At 62.7% G+C, this 15965-nt stretch carries 14 protein-coding genes and 1 pseudogene; 8 read left to right on the top strand and 7 right to left on the bottom strand.

The annotated features are described in order from the left end of the window. The first annotated feature begins 67 nt into the window (after window positions 1-67). From dgoD to ACN9MZ_RS08685, 5 genes are read left to right on the top strand one after another with little or no spacing between them, the layout of a single operon-like run. Window positions 68-1216, top strand: a complete 1149-nt coding sequence (dgoD, locus tag ACN9MZ_RS08705; RefSeq protein ID WP_426341778.1) for a galactonate dehydratase — start codon at window positions 68-70, stop codon at window positions 1214-1216. After that, window positions 1210-2163, top strand: a complete 954-nt coding sequence (locus ACN9MZ_RS08700; RefSeq protein ID WP_426341777.1) for a 2-dehydro-3-deoxygalactonokinase — start codon at window positions 1210-1212, stop codon at window positions 2161-2163. Before dgoD ends, ACN9MZ_RS08700 begins: the two co-directional genes overlap by 7 nt. 1 nt (window position 2164) lies before the next feature. Further along, window positions 2165-2821 (top strand): 2-dehydro-3-deoxy-6-phosphogalactonate aldolase, encoded by a 657-nt coding sequence (locus ACN9MZ_RS08695; RefSeq protein ID WP_426341776.1) that lies wholly within the window; start codon window positions 2165-2167, stop codon window positions 2819-2821. Further along, window positions 2799-3668, top strand: coding sequence for an SMP-30/gluconolactonase/LRE family protein (locus tag ACN9MZ_RS08690; protein ID WP_426341775.1), 870 nt, complete (start codon window positions 2799-2801; stop codon window positions 3666-3668). The genes ACN9MZ_RS08695 and ACN9MZ_RS08690 overlap by 23 nt, the downstream gene beginning before the upstream one ends. Before the next feature lie 32 nt (window positions 3669-3700). Further along, on the top strand, window positions 3701-4648 hold the full coding sequence (locus tag ACN9MZ_RS08685; RefSeq protein WP_426341774.1) for a LysR substrate-binding domain-containing protein: 948 nt from the start codon (window positions 3701-3703) through the stop codon (window positions 4646-4648). Between the two features lie 7 nt (window positions 4649-4655). On the opposite strand, the gene ACN9MZ_RS08680 is transcribed toward ACN9MZ_RS08685, so the two are convergent. Together ACN9MZ_RS08680 and ACN9MZ_RS08675 are read right to left on the bottom strand one after the other, a co-directional pair. Then, window positions 4656-5921, bottom strand: a complete 1266-nt coding sequence (locus tag ACN9MZ_RS08680; protein ID WP_426341773.1) for a DUF2264 domain-containing protein — start codon at window positions 5919-5921, stop codon at window positions 4656-4658. A gap of 13 nt (window positions 5922-5934) precedes the next feature. Further along, window positions 5935-7065 (bottom strand): glycoside hydrolase family 88 protein, encoded by a 1131-nt coding sequence (locus ACN9MZ_RS08675; RefSeq protein WP_426341772.1) that lies wholly within the window; start codon window positions 7063-7065, stop codon window positions 5935-5937. A 155-nt stretch (window positions 7066-7220) separates the two neighbouring features. Here ACN9MZ_RS08675 and ACN9MZ_RS08670 point away from each other — a divergent pair. Next, window positions 7221-8090, top strand: a pseudogene (locus tag ACN9MZ_RS08670) (RNA-guided endonuclease InsQ/TnpB family protein). 115 nt (window positions 8091-8205) lie between these two features. Here ACN9MZ_RS08670 and ACN9MZ_RS08665 read toward each other — a convergent pair. Together ACN9MZ_RS08665 and ACN9MZ_RS08660 are read right to left on the bottom strand one after the other, a co-directional pair. Beyond that, window positions 8206-11082, bottom strand: a complete 2877-nt coding sequence (locus ACN9MZ_RS08665) for a TonB-dependent receptor (protein ID WP_426341771.1) — start codon at window positions 11080-11082, stop codon at window positions 8206-8208. A gap of 29 nt (window positions 11083-11111) precedes the next feature. Further along, on the bottom strand, window positions 11112-12434 hold the full coding sequence (locus ACN9MZ_RS08660) for a BNR repeat-containing protein (RefSeq protein WP_426341770.1): 1323 nt from the start codon (window positions 12432-12434) through the stop codon (window positions 11112-11114). 158 nt (window positions 12435-12592) lie between these two features. Between ACN9MZ_RS08660 and ACN9MZ_RS08655 the strand changes: the two genes are divergently transcribed. After that, window positions 12593-12913 (top strand): hypothetical protein, encoded by a 321-nt coding sequence (locus ACN9MZ_RS08655; RefSeq protein ID WP_426341769.1) that lies wholly within the window; start codon window positions 12593-12595, stop codon window positions 12911-12913. Here the strand turns inward: ACN9MZ_RS08655 and ACN9MZ_RS08650 are convergent. Both ACN9MZ_RS08650 and ACN9MZ_RS08645 read right to left on the bottom strand, forming a co-directional pair. After that, window positions 12898-13911 (bottom strand): helix-turn-helix transcriptional regulator, encoded by a 1014-nt coding sequence (locus ACN9MZ_RS08650; protein ID WP_426341768.1) that lies wholly within the window; start codon window positions 13909-13911, stop codon window positions 12898-12900. The genes ACN9MZ_RS08655 and ACN9MZ_RS08650 overlap by 16 nt on opposite strands. A gap of 39 nt (window positions 13912-13950) precedes the next feature. Beyond that, window positions 13951-14178 carry a hypothetical protein gene (locus ACN9MZ_RS08645; RefSeq protein ID WP_426341767.1) on the bottom strand — a complete coding sequence of 76 codons (228 nt, stop codon included), beginning with the start codon at window positions 14176-14178 and terminating at the stop codon, window positions 13951-13953. 121 nt (window positions 14179-14299) lie between these two features. On the opposite strand from ACN9MZ_RS08645, the gene ACN9MZ_RS08640 reads away from it, so the two are divergent. Continuing rightward, the gene (locus tag ACN9MZ_RS08640; protein ID WP_426169974.1) at window positions 14300-15196 is read left to right on the top strand and encodes a 5'-nucleotidase; all 897 of its coding nucleotides are present in this window, start codon (window positions 14300-14302) and stop codon (window positions 15194-15196) included. On the opposite strand, the gene ACN9MZ_RS08635 is transcribed toward ACN9MZ_RS08640, so the two are convergent. Beyond that, the gene (locus ACN9MZ_RS08635) at window positions 15122-15898 is read right to left on the bottom strand and encodes a pseudouridine synthase (protein WP_426341766.1); all 777 of its coding nucleotides are present in this window, start codon (window positions 15896-15898) and stop codon (window positions 15122-15124) included. The genes ACN9MZ_RS08640 and ACN9MZ_RS08635 overlap by 75 nt on opposite strands. Between the last annotated feature and the right edge of the window lie 67 nt (window positions 15899-15965).

Raw genomic sequence — 15965 nt, 5'->3', positions numbered from 1 at the left:
AATTTCTCATATTTCTGAACTAGCTCGCCACGATAGACTTGCCTTACCACTTCACAAACGAACAAAAATGAAAATCACAAAACTGACCACCTACCGCATTCCACCGCGCTGGATGCTGCTCAAGATTGAAACAGACGAAGGCGTGGTCGGTTGGGGCGAACCGGTCATCGAAGGCAAGGCACGCACCGTGGAAACTGCTGTCCACGAGTTCTCGCAATACCTGGTGGGCCAGGATCCGCGCCGCATCAACGACCTGTGGCAAGTCATGTACCGCGGCGGCTTTTACCGCGGCGGCGCCATCCTGATGAGCGCCATCGCCGGCATCGACCAGGCGCTGTGGGACATCAAGGGCAAGGCGCTTGGCGTGCCGGTCTACGACCTGCTGGGCGGCCTGGTGCGCGACCGCATGAAAACCTATAGCTGGGTGGGCGGCGACCGCCCGGCCGACGTCATCGCCGGCATCAGCACGCTGCGTGAAGCAGGCTTCGACACCTTCAAGATGAACGGCACCGAGGAATTCGGCATCATCGAAAGCTCGGCCGCCGTGGACGCCGCCGTGGCGCGCATCGCGGAAATCCGCGATGCCTTCGGCAGCCAGATCGAATTCGGCATCGACTTCCACGGCCGCGTTGCCGCGCCGATGGCCAAGGTGCTGCTGCGCGAACTGGAACCCTATCGTCCGCTGTTCGTCGAAGAACCGGTGCTGGCCGAGCAGGCCGAGTACTATCCGCGCCTGGCCGAATCGACCTCGATCCCGCTGGCGGCCGGCGAGCGCATGTTCTCGCGTTTCGAATTCAAGAACGTCTTCCAGGCCGGCGGTATCTCGATCGTGCAGCCGGACCTGTCGCACGCAGGCGGCATTACCGAATGCGTGAAGATCGCCGGCATGGCGGAAGCCTACGACGTCGCCCTGGCGCCGCATTGCCCGCTTGGCCCGGTTGCGCTGGCCGCCTGCCTGCACGTCGACTTCGTTTCATACAACGCCGTGCTGCAGGAGCAGAGCATGGGCATCCACTACAACAAGGGCGGTGAGCTGCTCGACTACGTGGTGAACAAGGAAGACTTCAAGATCGAGAACGGCTACATCAAGCCGCTGCCCAAGCCGGGCCTGGGCGTGGTGGTCGACGAGCAGCGCGTGATCGAAGCCAGCCGCAATGCGCCCGACTGGAGCAACCCGCTGTGGCGCCACCCTGACGGCAGCGTCGCGGAATGGTAAGCAACGCCACCGCCAGCCTGCTCGGCCTCGACTGGGGCAGCACCAGCCTGCGCGCCTTCCTGCTTGGCCCCGGCGGCAAATTGCTGGCCGAACGCAGCAATGGCAACGGCGCCTCCACCCTGTCCGGCGTGCCGGCCTTTGCCGCGGCGCTGGAAGGTATCGCCGGCGACTGGCTGGCCGCGCATCCGCGCCTGCCAATCCTGGCCTGCGGCATGATCGGCAGCCAGCATGGCTGGCGCGACGTGCCGTATGCAGCCTGCCCGGCCAACGCCGCAGCCCTGGCCGCCGGCATGCTGCCCAGCCCCGGCGCGGAAATCACCATCGTGCCCGGCGTGCTGTACGACGACGGCGCCTTGCCGCCAGACCTGATGCGCGGCGAAGAAACCCAGGTGGTCGGCGCCCTGCAGTTACAGCCCGCGCTGCGCGACGCTTCCTGCATCGTCATGCCCGGCACCCATTCCAAATGGGCGCAAATCAGCGACGGCCGCCTGATGCGTTTCGCGACCCACATGACGGGCGAGCTGTTTGCCGTGCTGCGCACCCATTCCGTGCTGGGCCGCCTGATGGCCGGCAGCAGCGCCGGCGATTTTGCCGAACACGCCTTCGCGACCGGCGTCGATGCCGCGCGCGACTACGGCCACCTAGGCATGAGCCACCAGGTCTTTGCAGCGCGCACCCTTGGCGTCACCGGCCGCGCACCGGCCAGCGACCTGGCGGACTACCTTTCCGGCCTGCTGGTCGGCCACGAACTGCGCGCCGCCCTTGCCTGGCGCGATGCCGCCGGCCTGGCGAATGCCCCGCTGGCCCTGGTCGGCAGTCAAGTGCTATGCCAGCGCTACGCGCTCGCCCTGCAACGCTTCCGCGCAGCGCCACCGCTGCTGCTCGATAACACCGCCCCCGCCGGCCTGTACCAACTGGCACGCGCTGCCGGCATGCTCAAGGATTGACATGAACGCACCATCCCCATCCGCTTTCGATTCGGCCTTCAAGGCGCTGCCGCTGGTAGCCATCCTGCGCGGCATCCAGCCCCACGAGGTGGAAGCCATCGGCGCCGGCCTGTATGAAGCCGGCTTCCGCCTGATCGAGGTGCCGCTCAACTCTCCGCAGCCGCTCGATTCCATCGCGCGCCTGGCCCGCAGCCTCCCTGACGATGCGCTGCTGGGCGCCGGCACCGTCCTGGGCACCGCTGCCGTACAGGACGTCAGGAACGCCGGCGGCCAGTTGATCGTCATGCCCCACTCCGACACCGCGGTGATCCGTGCCGCCAAGGCAGCCGGCATGTTCTGCGTGCCCGGTGCGGCGACGCCGACGGAAGCTTTCGCCTCGGTTCACGCCGGCGCCGATGCGCTCAAGCTCTTCCCTGCTGAACTGGTGACACCCACGGTAATGCGCGCCATGCGTGCCGTGCTGCCGCCCTCCCTGCCGCTGCTGCCGGTCGGCGGCGTCACGCCGGGCAGCATGGCCACCTGGCGCGCAGCTGGCGCCACCGGCTTTGGCCTTGGTTCGGCCCTGTACCAGCCAGGCCTCGATGCCGCAGCAGTGGCCGAACGTGCTCGCGCCTTCGTCACCGCCTGGAGCCAGGATGGAACTGCACGCCCAGCCTGAGACGCTCCTGCCCAACGCCCTTATTGGTTCACTGCTCTGGCACGACAGCTGCTGGTGGTGGAGCGACGCCGCCACGCCTGCCCTGAAGGCCTGGCGGGGCAAGGGCGCCCCGGAAAACAGCCGCTTGCCGGAACATCTTGCTGCATTCGCCTTTTGCCGCAGCGGCAAACTGCTGCTTGGCCTCGACAAATGGCTGTACCTGGCCGAGCGCACCCCGCCCGGCGCGCTGAAACTGGCGCGCCGCCTGCCCCTCGCCATCGCCGCCGTCGATCCCGCCGAAGCACGCACCCGCATCAACGACGGCTGTGCCGACCGCCACGGCAACTTCGTCCTCGGCACTGCCAACCTGAATCCCGACTCTCCTCCCATCGGCAGCTTTTACCAGTTCTCGCGGCGTTTCGGCCTGCGCCGGCTGGCCTTGCCGACTGTCGTTGCCGCGCATGGAATCGGCTTCAGCCCCGATGGCAGCACGCTGTATTTCGCCAGCGGAGACGGCCGCGAAGTACTGGAAACTACGTATGACCCGGCACGTGCCGAAGTCGGTAGAATCAAACGGTTCGCCAGCCTGGGAGATGCCCGTGCCGGCGGCCTGACGCTGGATGCCGGCGGCAACGTATGGATTGCGCTGCGCGAAGAAGGACGGCGCGGCCGCCTGGCGCAATTCACCGCCGCCGGCACGCTGATGCGCGAACTGCCGTTGTCGGCAACACAACCCTCGCGCCCGGTCTTCGGTGGACTGGGACTGGAACAAGTGGCAGCAGGCGCCCTTGACGGCGGCTTGCACACCATCGAGATACCCGGCGTGCAGGGATTGGCCCCATCCCTGTTTGACGACGCCGCTGATTGACGCTGCCGGGGAGCGGCCCTATTATTGTCCGCATGTCAGATCCACGCTCGGACCGATTTGTAAGGTCCCACCTGAAAACGCGCCACCTGGTGCTATTGGTCGAATTGGGCCGGCACCGCTCGATCCTGCATGCAGCACAGGCGGCAAACCTCACCCAGCCCGCGGCATCCAAGCTGCTGGGCGAGATCGAACACGCACTGAACGTCCAGTTGTTTGAACGCCTGCCGCGCGGCGTCGTGCCGACGTGGTACGGCGAAGTGATGATACGGCGCGCCGGTACCGCTCTGGCCGAAATGGATGCGGCGCACCAGGAAGTGATGGAACTGGTCTCTGGCCTTTCCGGCCGCGTTTCCATTGGCACGGTCCTGACGCCTTCCGCCGGCCTGGTCACCGACGCCGTCAAGCTGCTGAAGACCCGCACCGCCAAGGTGCAGGTATCGATTACCGTTGACACTTCCAAGATCCTGGTCGAGCGCATGCGTGCCGGCGAATTCGACCTGGTGATCGGACGCCTGCTCGATTCCAACGTTGCCTCCGAATTCAATTTCGAACCGCTCACCGACGAACCGCATAGCCTGATCGCCGCCGCCGGCCATCCCTTCGTGGGACGCAAGGACCTGCAACTGGCCGACCTGGCGCGCGAGCCCTGGGTGCTGCCGCCGGCCGGCAGTATCCTGCGCGACCGCCTGACATCGATGTTCCTGTCTCAAGGCCTGGAACCGCCGACCGAAGTGGTGGAAACGCTGGCCATGCCGGTGGTGGTCAACCTGCTGCCCGGCAGTCGCATGATCGCGGCCATGCCGGAGGAAACCGTGCGCCCCTACCTGGATGCCGGCCTGCTGGCCGTGCTGCCCTGGGACCTTGGCCTGCGCATGGACATGTACGGCATTGTCACCCGCAAGCGCCATCGCTTGTCGCCTGGCGCGGAAGCCATGCTGGTAGCCCTGCGCGATGCTGCGCAGGCGCGCTACCGGCGTTAGGTCTCCTTCAATAGCTGACGTGGTAGTCCTTCGGGAATTTCTTGCCCCCGAAGGCCTTCTTCTGCGTCCAGTCCTGCGCTGCCGACGTCCAGTAGGAGTCGTCTGCAGGCAAGCCCAATGCCAGGAAGCTCGAGGCGGCGATATACATGCTGCCATTGTTTGAGTACCAGTCGCCCAGCTCCGGCTGGTGGCCGGCAAAGCCAATCGTCAGGTAACCATCTTTCGTGAAATTACTGGGCTCCGACCAGATCGCCTTGTGCACACTCGCCATAGCGGCGCGCACCTGCCCTTCCGGCAGGCTGGCCGGCAGCTGCTTGCGCCAGGCCAGCAGCGCCAGCGGCTGGAAGGCGGCGGTGCGGTAAGTCAGCGAGCGGCCGATCGGGGGGAAGGTTCCCTGCGGCGAAATGAAGCGCTCCAGGTGTTCGCCATAGCGCTGCATGCGTTTCTGCGCCTGCGCCAGCAGGTCGGCCGGCTTGCCGTTCCAGAACGGGCCGTTCGCCTTGGCCAGAACTTCCAGGATCTCCACCAGCATCGGGTACATCACGAAGGAGTTGTAATAGTCAAAGTGGAATGCCTCGCCATCCTTGATCCAGCCGTCGCCTACGTACCACTCGTTGACCTTGCGGATCGCCACATTCATCCGCATCGGGTCGTACTGCTCGCCGATGGAAAGCAGGAAGGCTTCGTTCATGGCCGCGAACAGCATCCAGTTGATGTAAGGCGGCTCGATGCGGCGCAGGCCCTTGATTTCGTCGACGATGCGCCGTTTGGTAACGGCATCCAGCGGCTCCCACAGCGCCTTCGGCGCGCGCATCAGCGCGTTGGTGAAGTAGGCGGAATCGACCAGCGTCTGGCCCGGGCCTTTCCACAACAGGTAGTCCGGTGATTGCGGGTCGACCGAGTTGGTATAGCTTTGCAGTGCCTGTTCGCGCATACGCTTGCGGGCACGGCCCTCGGCGCTGTCGTCGTCGGGAAGCGCCAGCCAGGGCGCCACGCCGGCGATCAGGCGGCCGAAGCACTCAAGGTAAGCCACGCCGGAATCGCGGCCATCCCAGGTAGGGCTAAGTTCCAGGGCGAATTTCTTCTTCAGCTCCCCCTTGGACATATTGGCCAGCACCGGATCTGCCATCTTTTGCAACAGGCCGGCCATGTACGCGCGGTCGCCGCCCGGCGCCGCTGTAGCCGCACCGGCACCGGCGGCAAGCGCCATCGCGGGTGCCGCGGTGGCGGCTCCGCCAGCGAGCATGCCGCGTATGAAATTACGTCGTTCCATCCTGGATCTCCTTCTATTTGTTTTTATCGATGTAGCGCACCATTTCGGCGGCCGCGAGCAAATACGCGCCGACGCCGAAGTGGGCGGTTGAATTCCGGTCCACCACCTGGCCCGGAATGGCGCGATCGCCGATCGGCTGCACATAGCCTATCTTGCCGTCCGGCTGCAGCGCCACGCCTGCCAGGTAGCCCCAGGCCTTGAGAGCGACCGGCGCGTATTCGGCGCGGTCCAGCAGGCCATTATTGATGCCCCACAAATAGCCGTACGTGAAGAAGGCCGTGCCGCTGGTCTCGGGACCCGGAGCATGCTGCGGATCGAGCAGGCTGCGCGTCCAGTAGCCCTCTGCCTGCTGCGCCTTCTTCAGCGCCGCCGCCATGCCCTGGAACTTGCGAACGTATTCCTCGCGATGCGGCGCGTCCTTCGGCAGGTCATGCAGCACTTTCGCCAGCCCGGCAAATACCCAGCCATCGCCGCGCGCCCAGAAGTCCTTGCGTCCGTTGACGCTCTTGTGGGCCGGGTACACGTAGCGTGCGTCGCGGTAGTACAGTTTTTCATCCTGGTCGTACATGATGCTGTTCGAATACTGGAAATACTCGTGCAATTTCTCCACGTATTGCGGGTTGCCCGTGATGTTGTACATCTTGGTCATCACAGGCATCACCATATACAGGCCATCCGCCCACCACCAGTAATCATTGCGCGCGGTGGACATCTGGTATTCCATCACCTCGCGCGCGCGCGCGATGCGGGCGGGGTCCTTGTCGAGCTGGTACAGGTCCGCATACGTCTGGAAGCAGATCTGCCAGTCGCCGAACAGCACGTGGTCGTCGGTCTCGCCGTAGGTCAGCTTCCACTGTCCCTTGTCGGTGGATTTGGCGCCCTGCCACTGGTTATGCTGCGCCCAGTCCAGCGAGTAATTCAGGTAGGCCTGATTGCCGGTGATGCGGTAAGCCTCCATATTGCCGGTGTGGTAGGCAGCCACGTTCCAGAACGACCATTCCTTCGACGGCGTGCTGGCCTGCCAATAGGTATTGACCTTGTCGATGATGCCGACAACTTCCTGCCGCTGCGGCGCCGTCGGCGTGGAAGCGCAGCCGCCCAGCGCGGCCGCAAAAAACAGAAAAACTGCGTGAATGAACTTCATCAGATTTGCTCCGAGAAACCCCGTCCTTTAGGGCGGGGAGTGAAAGGAGCGGACCGCAAAGCGGCCATTCTCCTTGCGATGAGTGAAATACTGCATAAACTTACAGTACAATCCCCGTCTACCGCTTCCGTGTGAAATCGAAGATCGGACTGCTGATGCAGCAAGCCCGTAAGGTGAATTTCGTCTGGAACTACTGCAATGAGCGGCAGAAAGATGCCTTGCGGTTTGAGCGCCCTTGGCTGACCGGCTTTGACTTGAATAAGCTGACTACCGGCAGCAGCAAAGAATTGGAACTGCACTCCGGTGTCATCAATGCCGTATGCGAACAGTTCGCCAAATCGCGTGCCCAACACCGCCGGCCGTATTTGCGTTACCGCGGCCGGAAATCCTTGGGTTGGATTCCTTTTAAAGGCCGCGACCTGCATCGAGAACGCAACGCGTTTCGCTTTGCAGGCAATACGTTCCGCGTGTTTTACTCGCGCCCGCTGCCTGAAGGGTGCAAAGCAGGTGCCATCCCGACGCAGGGCTTCTACCGTGAGGCCGAAGCGGCGCTGGCGGTAGCGTAGCAGGCCCACAAGCGGCGACGAATCAAAGCCATCCAGGCGCGCACGGCGCGGCAGCGGCTGGATTTCTTGCATAACAGGTCGGCTGAGCTTTGTCGCGCCTTCGACCATATCGCTGTTGGCAATGTCAATGTCAGTGGACTCGCCCAAACCAGCCTGGCGAAGTCCGTGCTTGATGCAGGCTGGTCGTCCTTCCGCAAGATGCTGGCGTACAAGGCCATCAGGCATGGCGCGCGGTACGTGGAAGTGGACGAACGCTTTACCACCCAGACCTGCTCGAATTGTGGAACCCCAAGCCACATTCGCGCGCCAAGGCGGGGACCGAGAGGTATCGCAGGCCTTGGCATAAGAGAATGGGAATGCAGCGAATGCGGTGTAGTACATGATCGTGATCGTAATGCTGCGTTAAACATTCTCCGTCGCGGACGTGCGACGCTGGAGGCAGGAATCCCCGTCCTTTAGGGCGAGGGGGACGTCAAGTTTTCGATAGTCCATATTCGAAAAAGGCCGAAGACACTTGCGTGCCTTCGGCGAAGGAGACCGGGAGCGGGAGAGAGAGTAGACCGCCCCAGGTTTGTTACAGCTTGCCGCGCAGTCCGATCTTGATGGTCCGGCCGTCGTACTTCGCGTAGTCCATGCGGGTTTTCTTGCCGCTGCCGTACTGGCCGGTGGCATCCTCGAAATAATCGTACGACAAGGTGTTCGACAGGTTCAGCGCGTCCAGGCGCAGTTCCAGGTTGTCGTTGATCTTGTAGCTGATGTTGCCATCGAGGTAGCCGCGTGCCGCGCGCCAGCGGATCAGGTCATCGCCGTTATTCTTCGGATTGTCCCCGTGCAGGCTGCGTCCCTTGTAGTTATAGGAGAAGCGAATCGCCAGCGGACCGTTTTCGTAATAGGCGGTGGTGCTGTAGGCATACTTCGGCACCGAGTTGACCTCGATCTCCTTGCCCGCATTGGTGATCCACTTTGCGCTGTTGAACGGATCGATATGGGTGTAGCTGGCCAGCATGCCGAAGCCCTTGTAAGGCGCAGGCAGGAAATCGAAGTCCTGCTGGTATGACAGCTCGTAGCCCTTCAGCACTTGGCGGCCGGCGTTGCTGTAAGTACGCAGCGTCATCGGCAGGTTCGGGTCGACGCGGCCATCCGGTCCATAGAAGATCGCGCCCATTGCGGTATCCGGCAGGCCCAATGCGCCGAAGGTGGTCTGGGTCGTGCTGGACACGGTGGCATCGGTCAGCACCTTGCGGAAATACGCCGCGGACAGCAGACTGCCCTTGCGGAAGTACCATTCCAGGCTGGTATCCATGTTCTTCGATTGCTGCGGACGCAGGTTCGGGTTGCCCGCTGTCGCCGAGTTATCGAACGGGTTCGGCACCACGGTCTGCGCAGCGATGATCGACAGCGAAGCGCGCGAAATGGTCTTGCCGAAGGATGCCCGCCACATCAGGTCTTCCGTCACGTCGAAAGCGCCACTGATGGCCGGCAGCATATTGTGATACGAGCCGCTTTCCTGGTTAGGCTGGTAGGTGCCCCCGGCACCGGTCTTCTTGAAGTTGTCGATATCCAGCTCGGTACGCGAATAACGTACGCCGGCGTTGATTCGGAGGCCATGGCCCAGCACTTCGCCCTTGAAGTCGGACTGCACGAAGCCGGACGTCACTTTCTCGGTCGCGGTAAAGCTTTGGGCCGGAGTAAAGGTCGCCTCGGTGTTGTACGCCAGCGGATCGAAAGTCGAGTAGGTGTAATCGCGGGTGAAGGTTCCGAACTGGTGCGGCCAGCCGGCGCCCATGTCCAGGTTACTGATCGGCAGGTCGAACACCATGCCCTGCCGCATGCCGGCGTTCCCCAGGCTATTCAGCTTGGTCGTCATGTCCGACGTGGCATTGCGCTTGTGGACGCCCTTCTCGGTTTCCACATACACCAGGCCCGTTTTCAGGTGGCCAGTCCAGTCGCCCCACAGGTTGTAGTCCCAATCCGCGATCACGCGGCCCTGGCGGCCGCGGTCGGTCTCGCGCGTCAGGCCGGTACCGATGCCGAAGCCGGAGTAATTGGCACGGTTCAGGTAATCGCTGGTCGAGGACATCGACGGGTAAACGTGGTCGCTGCCGTAATCGATGGTAGAAGTAATGCCGAAGATCTGGCCGGACAAGGTATCCTGGTAGCTCTGCGCCTTGCTGCTGTTGGCGCTCAGTTGCGCCGTCAGTGCCAGCCTGTCATTTGCTTTCCAGTTTGCGTTCAGCGACGCATAGCTGAACTTCGTCTCGTCTTCGCTGTAGGTGACGCCGCTGCTGTACGAAGTATTGCCGAAGGTACCGGTCAACAGGTTCGAACCGGGATCGATGTGGACATTGATCGGCACCAGGCCATTGTGGCCGGCGGTCCCCGGAGGAGCGCTAGGATTGGTGGTCTTGCTGTTGCGGATCAGGATGCCGTAATACAGCTCGTCGCGAGAGTTTTTCAGCTTGGAGTACATGGTATCCAGGCTGATATTCAACGTGCTGTCCTTGTACTGCAGCGAAGAGACCAGGCCATCGCGGCTGCGGTCGTTGGAAGAACCATAGAAGCGGTAGATACGCGGCAGCAGCGCATTGTCCACCTGGTCGCGCGTGTAGCCGGACAGGTTGGCGCGCGGATCGTCGTAATCGAGCTGCATCGCGAAGTTGCCCTGCACCGGCGTCTTGCTGCCGCGCGCCGAGCTGTTATAGCCGCCGGTCGCCTCGAAGCCGGAACGATTGTTCATCGCCTTCGAATGCGCAGCGCCGACCAGGAAGCCCCAGTTGCCCCAGGTCTTGGAGAACAGGCCGAATGCCGCAGGGTCGGTCTTCTCGGACATGGTGTTGTACGCGCCCGTTACCGAATAGCGCACCGCACCTTTGGGGTTGTCGAACGGGCGCGGCGACTGCAGGTCCACCACGCCGCCCATGCCGCCTTCCGGCAGTTCGGACAGCGGCGACTTGTAGAAGTCCACGCGGCCAAACAATTCGGAAGCAAACACGTCGTAGTTGAAGCCGCGCGCCGCATTGCCGATCGAACCGGTACTGGTGGTATTCACCGGCGCGCCATTCAGCGTGGTCACAGAATACTCAGTCGGCAAACCTCGGATCGAAATGCGCTGCCCTTCGGCCGAACTTTCATCGCGATTCAGGATAATGCCCGGAACGCGCTGCAGCGATTCCGCCACGTTCGACTCCGGGAACTTGCCGATGTCTTCCGCCACGATGGAGTCGCGCACGCCGATCGCCTGGGCTTTCAGGTTAAGGGCTTTCTGCAGGCTGGAACGGAAGCCCGTCACCACCACAGTGTTGGCCGCATCCACGTTCGCTGCCACGTCGCCCGACGCAGCGGCTGCCGCAGGTGCTGCCGGAGCTTCTGCCGCCTCCTGCGCCATGGCCCCAGTGCCATATGCAGCTGCCAATGCCAGGGGCACCAGCGTTGCCAATACTTTCTTCCTCATTTCTTATGTCTCCCTTGTTAACTTCTTTTTTAACGAACCTGCTTTGACACCTCCCAGTCAAGCACACGTACCGGTTCTGCCGGCCGCTGCGCAACGCCCTCCCCGTCCACTTGCGCCACCTTCTGAACGAACAGGCTCAGGATGCCGCGCGATTTCCACAACTCGCTGTCAAAGGTCGGCTCCCATTCGCCGACCGAAGTTTCGGACAAGTCGTGCACAGACCACTGGAAAGACTGGAAATCCTTGATGACGGCGACCGACACCTTGCTGCCGCGCTCTTGGTCGCGAAATACCAGCAGGCCGCCTTTATCAGACAGCAGCAACTGCGGCCGTGCCATCGGAATGCGTTTGGTGCCCCCGCCAGACAGGCTGAAAGCGGTCTTGTGCAGCGGCAGGGCGCGCGCTTCCCAGCGCTGCCCCGAATTGAAAACCACGCGGTACTGGGGAGTCGCGCTGCCTGCATCCCGCCAGTATGTTGCGATATAAGGACGGCCCTCCGCGTCGGCCGTCATTGAAGTCTGGTTGATCAGCTCACTGCCCTGCGGGATGCGCAAGGCATATTCCGCGCTGGCCGCGGTAATGGGAAGCTTGTAAGGCGTGCCATCCGAATGCTCCCAGCTCTTGCCGCCGTCGAGCGAGCGGGCATAGGCCAGGTCATGGTTGCTCGCCACATCCGGCGACTCGCGCCACACCCACGACAGGTGCAACACGCCGCGGCCGTCGGCGTGCGCCTGCCAGTAGGCATTGCGCTGGCCTTCGCCGTCGATCAGCTTATCCTGCAGGCGCTCCCACTTCGCGCTGGCGTGGCGATAGCGGTTCATCACCAGGTTGCCGCGTCCCGACGCGCCATCGCGATACAGGAACAGCAGGTCGCCATCGGGCAGGCGATAAAACTCTGGATAGCTCACGGCCTGTTCATCGCGCCCCACCATTGCCAACGTGTCACCCAGCGCCAGTCCACCCGGCGCCTTGCTGCGGGCATAGCGCAAGGGATTGTCGTGGTGATCCCAGGCCACGTGCAGGTAGCCCGCCCCGTCAGCCATGATGCTGATGCCGTTGTGCGCGTCCTCGGCCTTGCCCCGGTACCGGCTGCGCTGGACAGTCCAGTCGCTGCTGCCCACACGCCGCCTGGCCAGCACCATGTAGCGCTCGGCGTCGTAATAGGCGGCGTACTGCACGCCATCATGCGTAACGAGGGAATTCTTGCGGAACACGGTCACATTGACCGAATTATTGGCCCATCCGGGACCAATGGTGGATTGCTTGATGTCGATTGCTTGCGCGGCCGGAATGCACGCCGCGGCCAGCGCCGCCGCAGCTGTTGCCTTCCATTTCCTCGCGAATGATTTCATGGTCGAGTTGCAATCGTTAAATAAGCCGAAATCATTCTATGCAATTAGAAATATGAAACCTATATATTCTTTCGCAGTTTCTAGATCAAAAGCATATAGCTCATTTCAATACTTATAGCCGGGCGCTCTGAAAAGTTCAGGAGGGGTAGCATTCTGGAATGGCTAAGGACAGCAAACGGCAGCTCGACCATGCAGTCGACGATCTTGAACATGAGGTGCCGAGCAAGGCGAAGCGCTTCATCGAATGGGCACGCTCGGAACGTGCACGCTGGGTGCGGATTCCCCTCGCCCTGGCGTTGATCGCAGTCGGAATACTTGCGCCGTATATGCCGGTGGTTGGTGTGGAAGATGTGCCAATCGGCTTGCTGCTGCTGTCCTACGACATTCCCTTCCTGCGCAAGCCGATGGCGGCCCTCATCGAGTGGCTGATCGGCCTGTGGCGGCGGCTGCGGGGCAAGTCACCTCAGCGCCGGTCCTGATATGCAGCAGCCATGCGCTCGGCGGTCTGTTTGATTTCTTCCCGCAGGTCGGCCGGTTCGAACACCACCACGCCATCGCCAAAACCCAGCAGCCACCAGGTCAGTGCGCGGGTTCGCGGCACTGTGGCGATCAGGCGCAAATGGTCTGCCGATTCGCTGTACAGCACCTGGTCCTTGCTCAAAGGTGTTTCAGCCAGGTGTTCGCCGGCCGCGCGAGCGAACACCGCTTGCAGGCGGATCTCGCCGCCGTTCGCAATGCCGAACTGCCCTTCGGCGATGAAGGCATCAATATCGAAGCCGGCTTTGCGGCGCGCCGGCAGGAACAGCATTTCCGCCTGTTTCACACGATGCAGCGCAATAGTGCGCGCATCCTCATAATCCGAAAACATGCAGACCAGGTAGACCGTGCCGGCCTTCTGCACGATGGCCAGGGGATGCACCGATTCGTAGACAGTCGGCGCGCTGCCATCGCGTTTCTGGTAATGCAGCTTGAGCTGGCGGTCCTTCATCAGCGCATCGTAGACCGTGCGCTGGCATTGCTCATCCACTTCCGCCGGCAGCAAAGGCTGCGCCGACGGAATGCTGCGCACCTTGCCAAGCCATGCCTTGGTTTGCGCGCTTTCATCGATCGCCGCCAGGGTCTGGGCCGCCGCGGAAAAGTGCGGCTGCAGCGCATCCAGTGTCGACGGCGGAAGCTGCCGGTGCAGGTACTGCTCCACCATCGTCAGCGTCAGCGCTTCCGGCACCGACATCCCGGGCAGGCTGAAAATCGCGCCATCGCGCCGCCAGCTCCATTTGAATGGCTTGGTCGATTCATCGACCATCAGCGGGAACACCGATTCCAGCGCCTTCAGGTCACGTTCGACCGTGCGCTTGTCGATCGGATACTCCGCCTGCGCCAGGCGTTCGGTAATCTCTGCGGCCGTAATGCTCAATGGTGCGCGCGGCACCAGCCGCAGCATATTCCACTGCCGGAACATGGAGTCCTTGGAAGCCATCCGATGAATGCTCAGTTATCAAAAATTTCATTGTAGCAATTATTTGAGCCGCGCCCCCCGCATGCCGCTTGGCGTCACGACGATCTCCCACACGTCCAGCTCCTCCAGCCGCCCGGCCAATGCGCAGGCGCGCCGGTAGCCAAGCCGGAACCGGACCTGCAGGCGCGATACCGGACAGGCCAGCAAGCCGCCGCGCGCCGCATCCAGCGCACGCACAAAATCGATGGCGCCTGCGATTTCGTTCGTCGTGAATGTCCCGTCTCCCAAACTGCGCTCCTCTATTCAATGAAGATGCCGAAGTATTGAGCGCGCTTCCGACAGCCTGTGTCGCAGGCCACGCGACACAATCTGTCGCAGCGTCTGCGAAAATAGACGCAAGGAGGAAAATATGAAGCTAGTCGTTGCCATTTCATCGCGCGCCCTGTTCCAGCTGGACGAGAGCCATGCCATCTTCGAATCCCAGGGCGTGGCGGCGTATTGCGCCCACCAGCGCGAAAACGAACATGTGGTGCTGGAGCCGGGCCCTGCCTTCAACCTGGTGCGCAAGCTGCTGGCCCTGAACAAGGGCGCGCCGGCATCGCCGCTGGTGGAGGTGGTGCTCCTGTCGCGCAACAGCGCCGACACCGGCATCCGCATTTTCAACTCCATCGAGCACTACCAGCTCGACATCAAGCGCGCCGCATTCTGCTCCGGCGCCAGCACGCACCGTTATGTGGAAGCCTTCGGCGCGCAGCTATTCCTGTCCACCAACCCGGACGACGTGCGCGAATCGCTGGCCCAGGGCCACGCCGCGGCAACCATCCTGCCTTCGCACCGCGAAGACGACACCGGCCAGTTGCGCATTGCCTTCGATGGCGATGCAGTGCTGTTCTCGGACGATTCCGAGCGCATTTACAAGCAGCTTGGCCTTGACGCCTTTGCCCGCAATGAGCGGGAAGCAGCGCACAACCCGATGCCGGGCGGCCCGTTCAAGAACTTCCTCGGGGCATTGCACGCGATCCAGGCGGCGCATGGCGCCGACGATGCACCGATCCGCACGGCGCTGGTCACTGCCCGCTCCGCTCCGGCGCACGAACGCGTGATCCGCACCTTGCGTGCCTGGGATATCCGCATCGATGAAGCGCTGTTCCTCGGCGGCATGCCGAAAGGTGCATTCCTCAAGGCCTTCGGCGCCGATATCTTCTTCGACGACCAGACCATGCATTGCGATTCAGCGCGGGAGTTCGTCCCAACCGGGCACGTCCCCTACGGCATCGCGAATGCCGCTGTCGCCGGCGAAAATTGACAGCACCTGCAGGAAGCTGGCTTCGGGTGCGGCGTTGAGCTCCAGCAGTTCGCCCGTCAGCGGATGCCTGAACGACATGCCGACTGCCGCCAGCATCAGCCGGCCAAAGCCGAAGCGCTCGGCGAAATAGCGGTTATGGCGCCCCCGCCCATGATTGGCGTCGCCGATGATCGGATGGCTGATGTGCTTCATATGGCGCCGCAACTGGTGGCGGCGGCCCGTTTCAGGGAACAGCTCGACCAGGCTGTAACGGCTGCTGCTGTAGCCTTCAATAGCGACCGGGATTTCCGTCGTCGCCAAACGGCGGAAGCGAGTGACTGCCTCGCGTATCGGCGCCTCCTCATCCTTGCAGCGGCGGTCCTCCGGTTCTTCCCGTAGCGGGTGGTCGATAAGGCCTTCTTCCGGCGCCCAGCCGCGCACCATGGCGAGGTAGCGCTTATGCACTTCGCCCGCCATGAAAGCCTTGCCGAGCACACTGGCCGTTTGCTGGTCGCGCGCAAAGACCAGCAAGCCGGAGGTCGGCCGGTCCAGGCGATGCACGGCGTAGACGTACTCGCCGCCATTCATCTCGCGCGCATACTGCAAGGCGAATTCGGTTTCATGCGGATCGATCGGGCTGCGATGCACCAGCAGGCCGGCTGGCTTGTGCACCGTCAGCAGCCAATCGTCGCGATAGATTTCGGTGAGGGGATTGTTTTTCATTGCGGGCGTTATTGTCCCACATGCACGGCCTGCACAATTCCCCTGCCGGCTGCGCGATAGCGTTAGC

This window comes from Pseudoduganella sp. S-14, assembly GCF_049913285.1.
Lineage (GTDB): Bacteria > Pseudomonadota > Gammaproteobacteria > Burkholderiales > Burkholderiaceae_D > Rugamonas.
This window is presented reverse-complemented; position numbering and strand designations above follow the sequence as displayed.

Coding starts and splice junctions, on each gene's coding strand:
- dgoD (WP_426341778.1), top strand. CDS start 68: ATGAAAATCACAAAACTGACCACCTACCGCATTCCACCGCGCTGGATG.
- ACN9MZ_RS08700 (WP_426341777.1), top strand. CDS start 1,210: ATGGTAAGCAACGCCACCGCCAGCCTGCTCGGCCTCGACTGGGGCAGC.
- ACN9MZ_RS08695 (WP_426341776.1), top strand. CDS start 2,165: ATGAACGCACCATCCCCATCCGCTTTCGATTCGGCCTTCAAGGCGCTG.
- ACN9MZ_RS08690 (WP_426341775.1), top strand. CDS start 2,799: ATGGAACTGCACGCCCAGCCTGAGACGCTCCTGCCCAACGCCCTTATT.
- ACN9MZ_RS08685 (WP_426341774.1), top strand. CDS start 3,701: ATGTCAGATCCACGCTCGGACCGATTTGTAAGGTCCCACCTGAAAACG.
- ACN9MZ_RS08680 (WP_426341773.1), bottom strand. CDS start 5,921: ATGGAACGACGTAATTTCATACGCGGCATGCTCGCTGGCGGAGCCGCC.
- ACN9MZ_RS08675 (WP_426341772.1), bottom strand. CDS start 7,065: ATGAAGTTCATTCACGCAGTTTTTCTGTTTTTTGCGGCCGCGCTGGGC.
- ACN9MZ_RS08665 (WP_426341771.1), bottom strand. CDS start 11,082: ATGAGGAAGAAAGTATTGGCAACGCTGGTGCCCCTGGCATTGGCAGCT.
- ACN9MZ_RS08660 (WP_426341770.1), bottom strand. CDS start 12,434: ATGAAATCATTCGCGAGGAAATGGAAGGCAACAGCTGCGGCGGCGCTG.
- ACN9MZ_RS08655 (WP_426341769.1), top strand. CDS start 12,593: ATGGCTAAGGACAGCAAACGGCAGCTCGACCATGCAGTCGACGATCTT.
- ACN9MZ_RS08650 (WP_426341768.1), bottom strand. CDS start 13,911: ATGGCTTCCAAGGACTCCATGTTCCGGCAGTGGAATATGCTGCGGCTG.
- ACN9MZ_RS08640 (WP_426169974.1), top strand. CDS start 14,300: ATGAAGCTAGTCGTTGCCATTTCATCGCGCGCCCTGTTCCAGCTGGAC.
- ACN9MZ_RS08635 (WP_426341766.1), bottom strand. CDS start 15,898: ATGAAAAACAATCCCCTCACCGAAATCTATCGCGACGATTGGCTGCTG.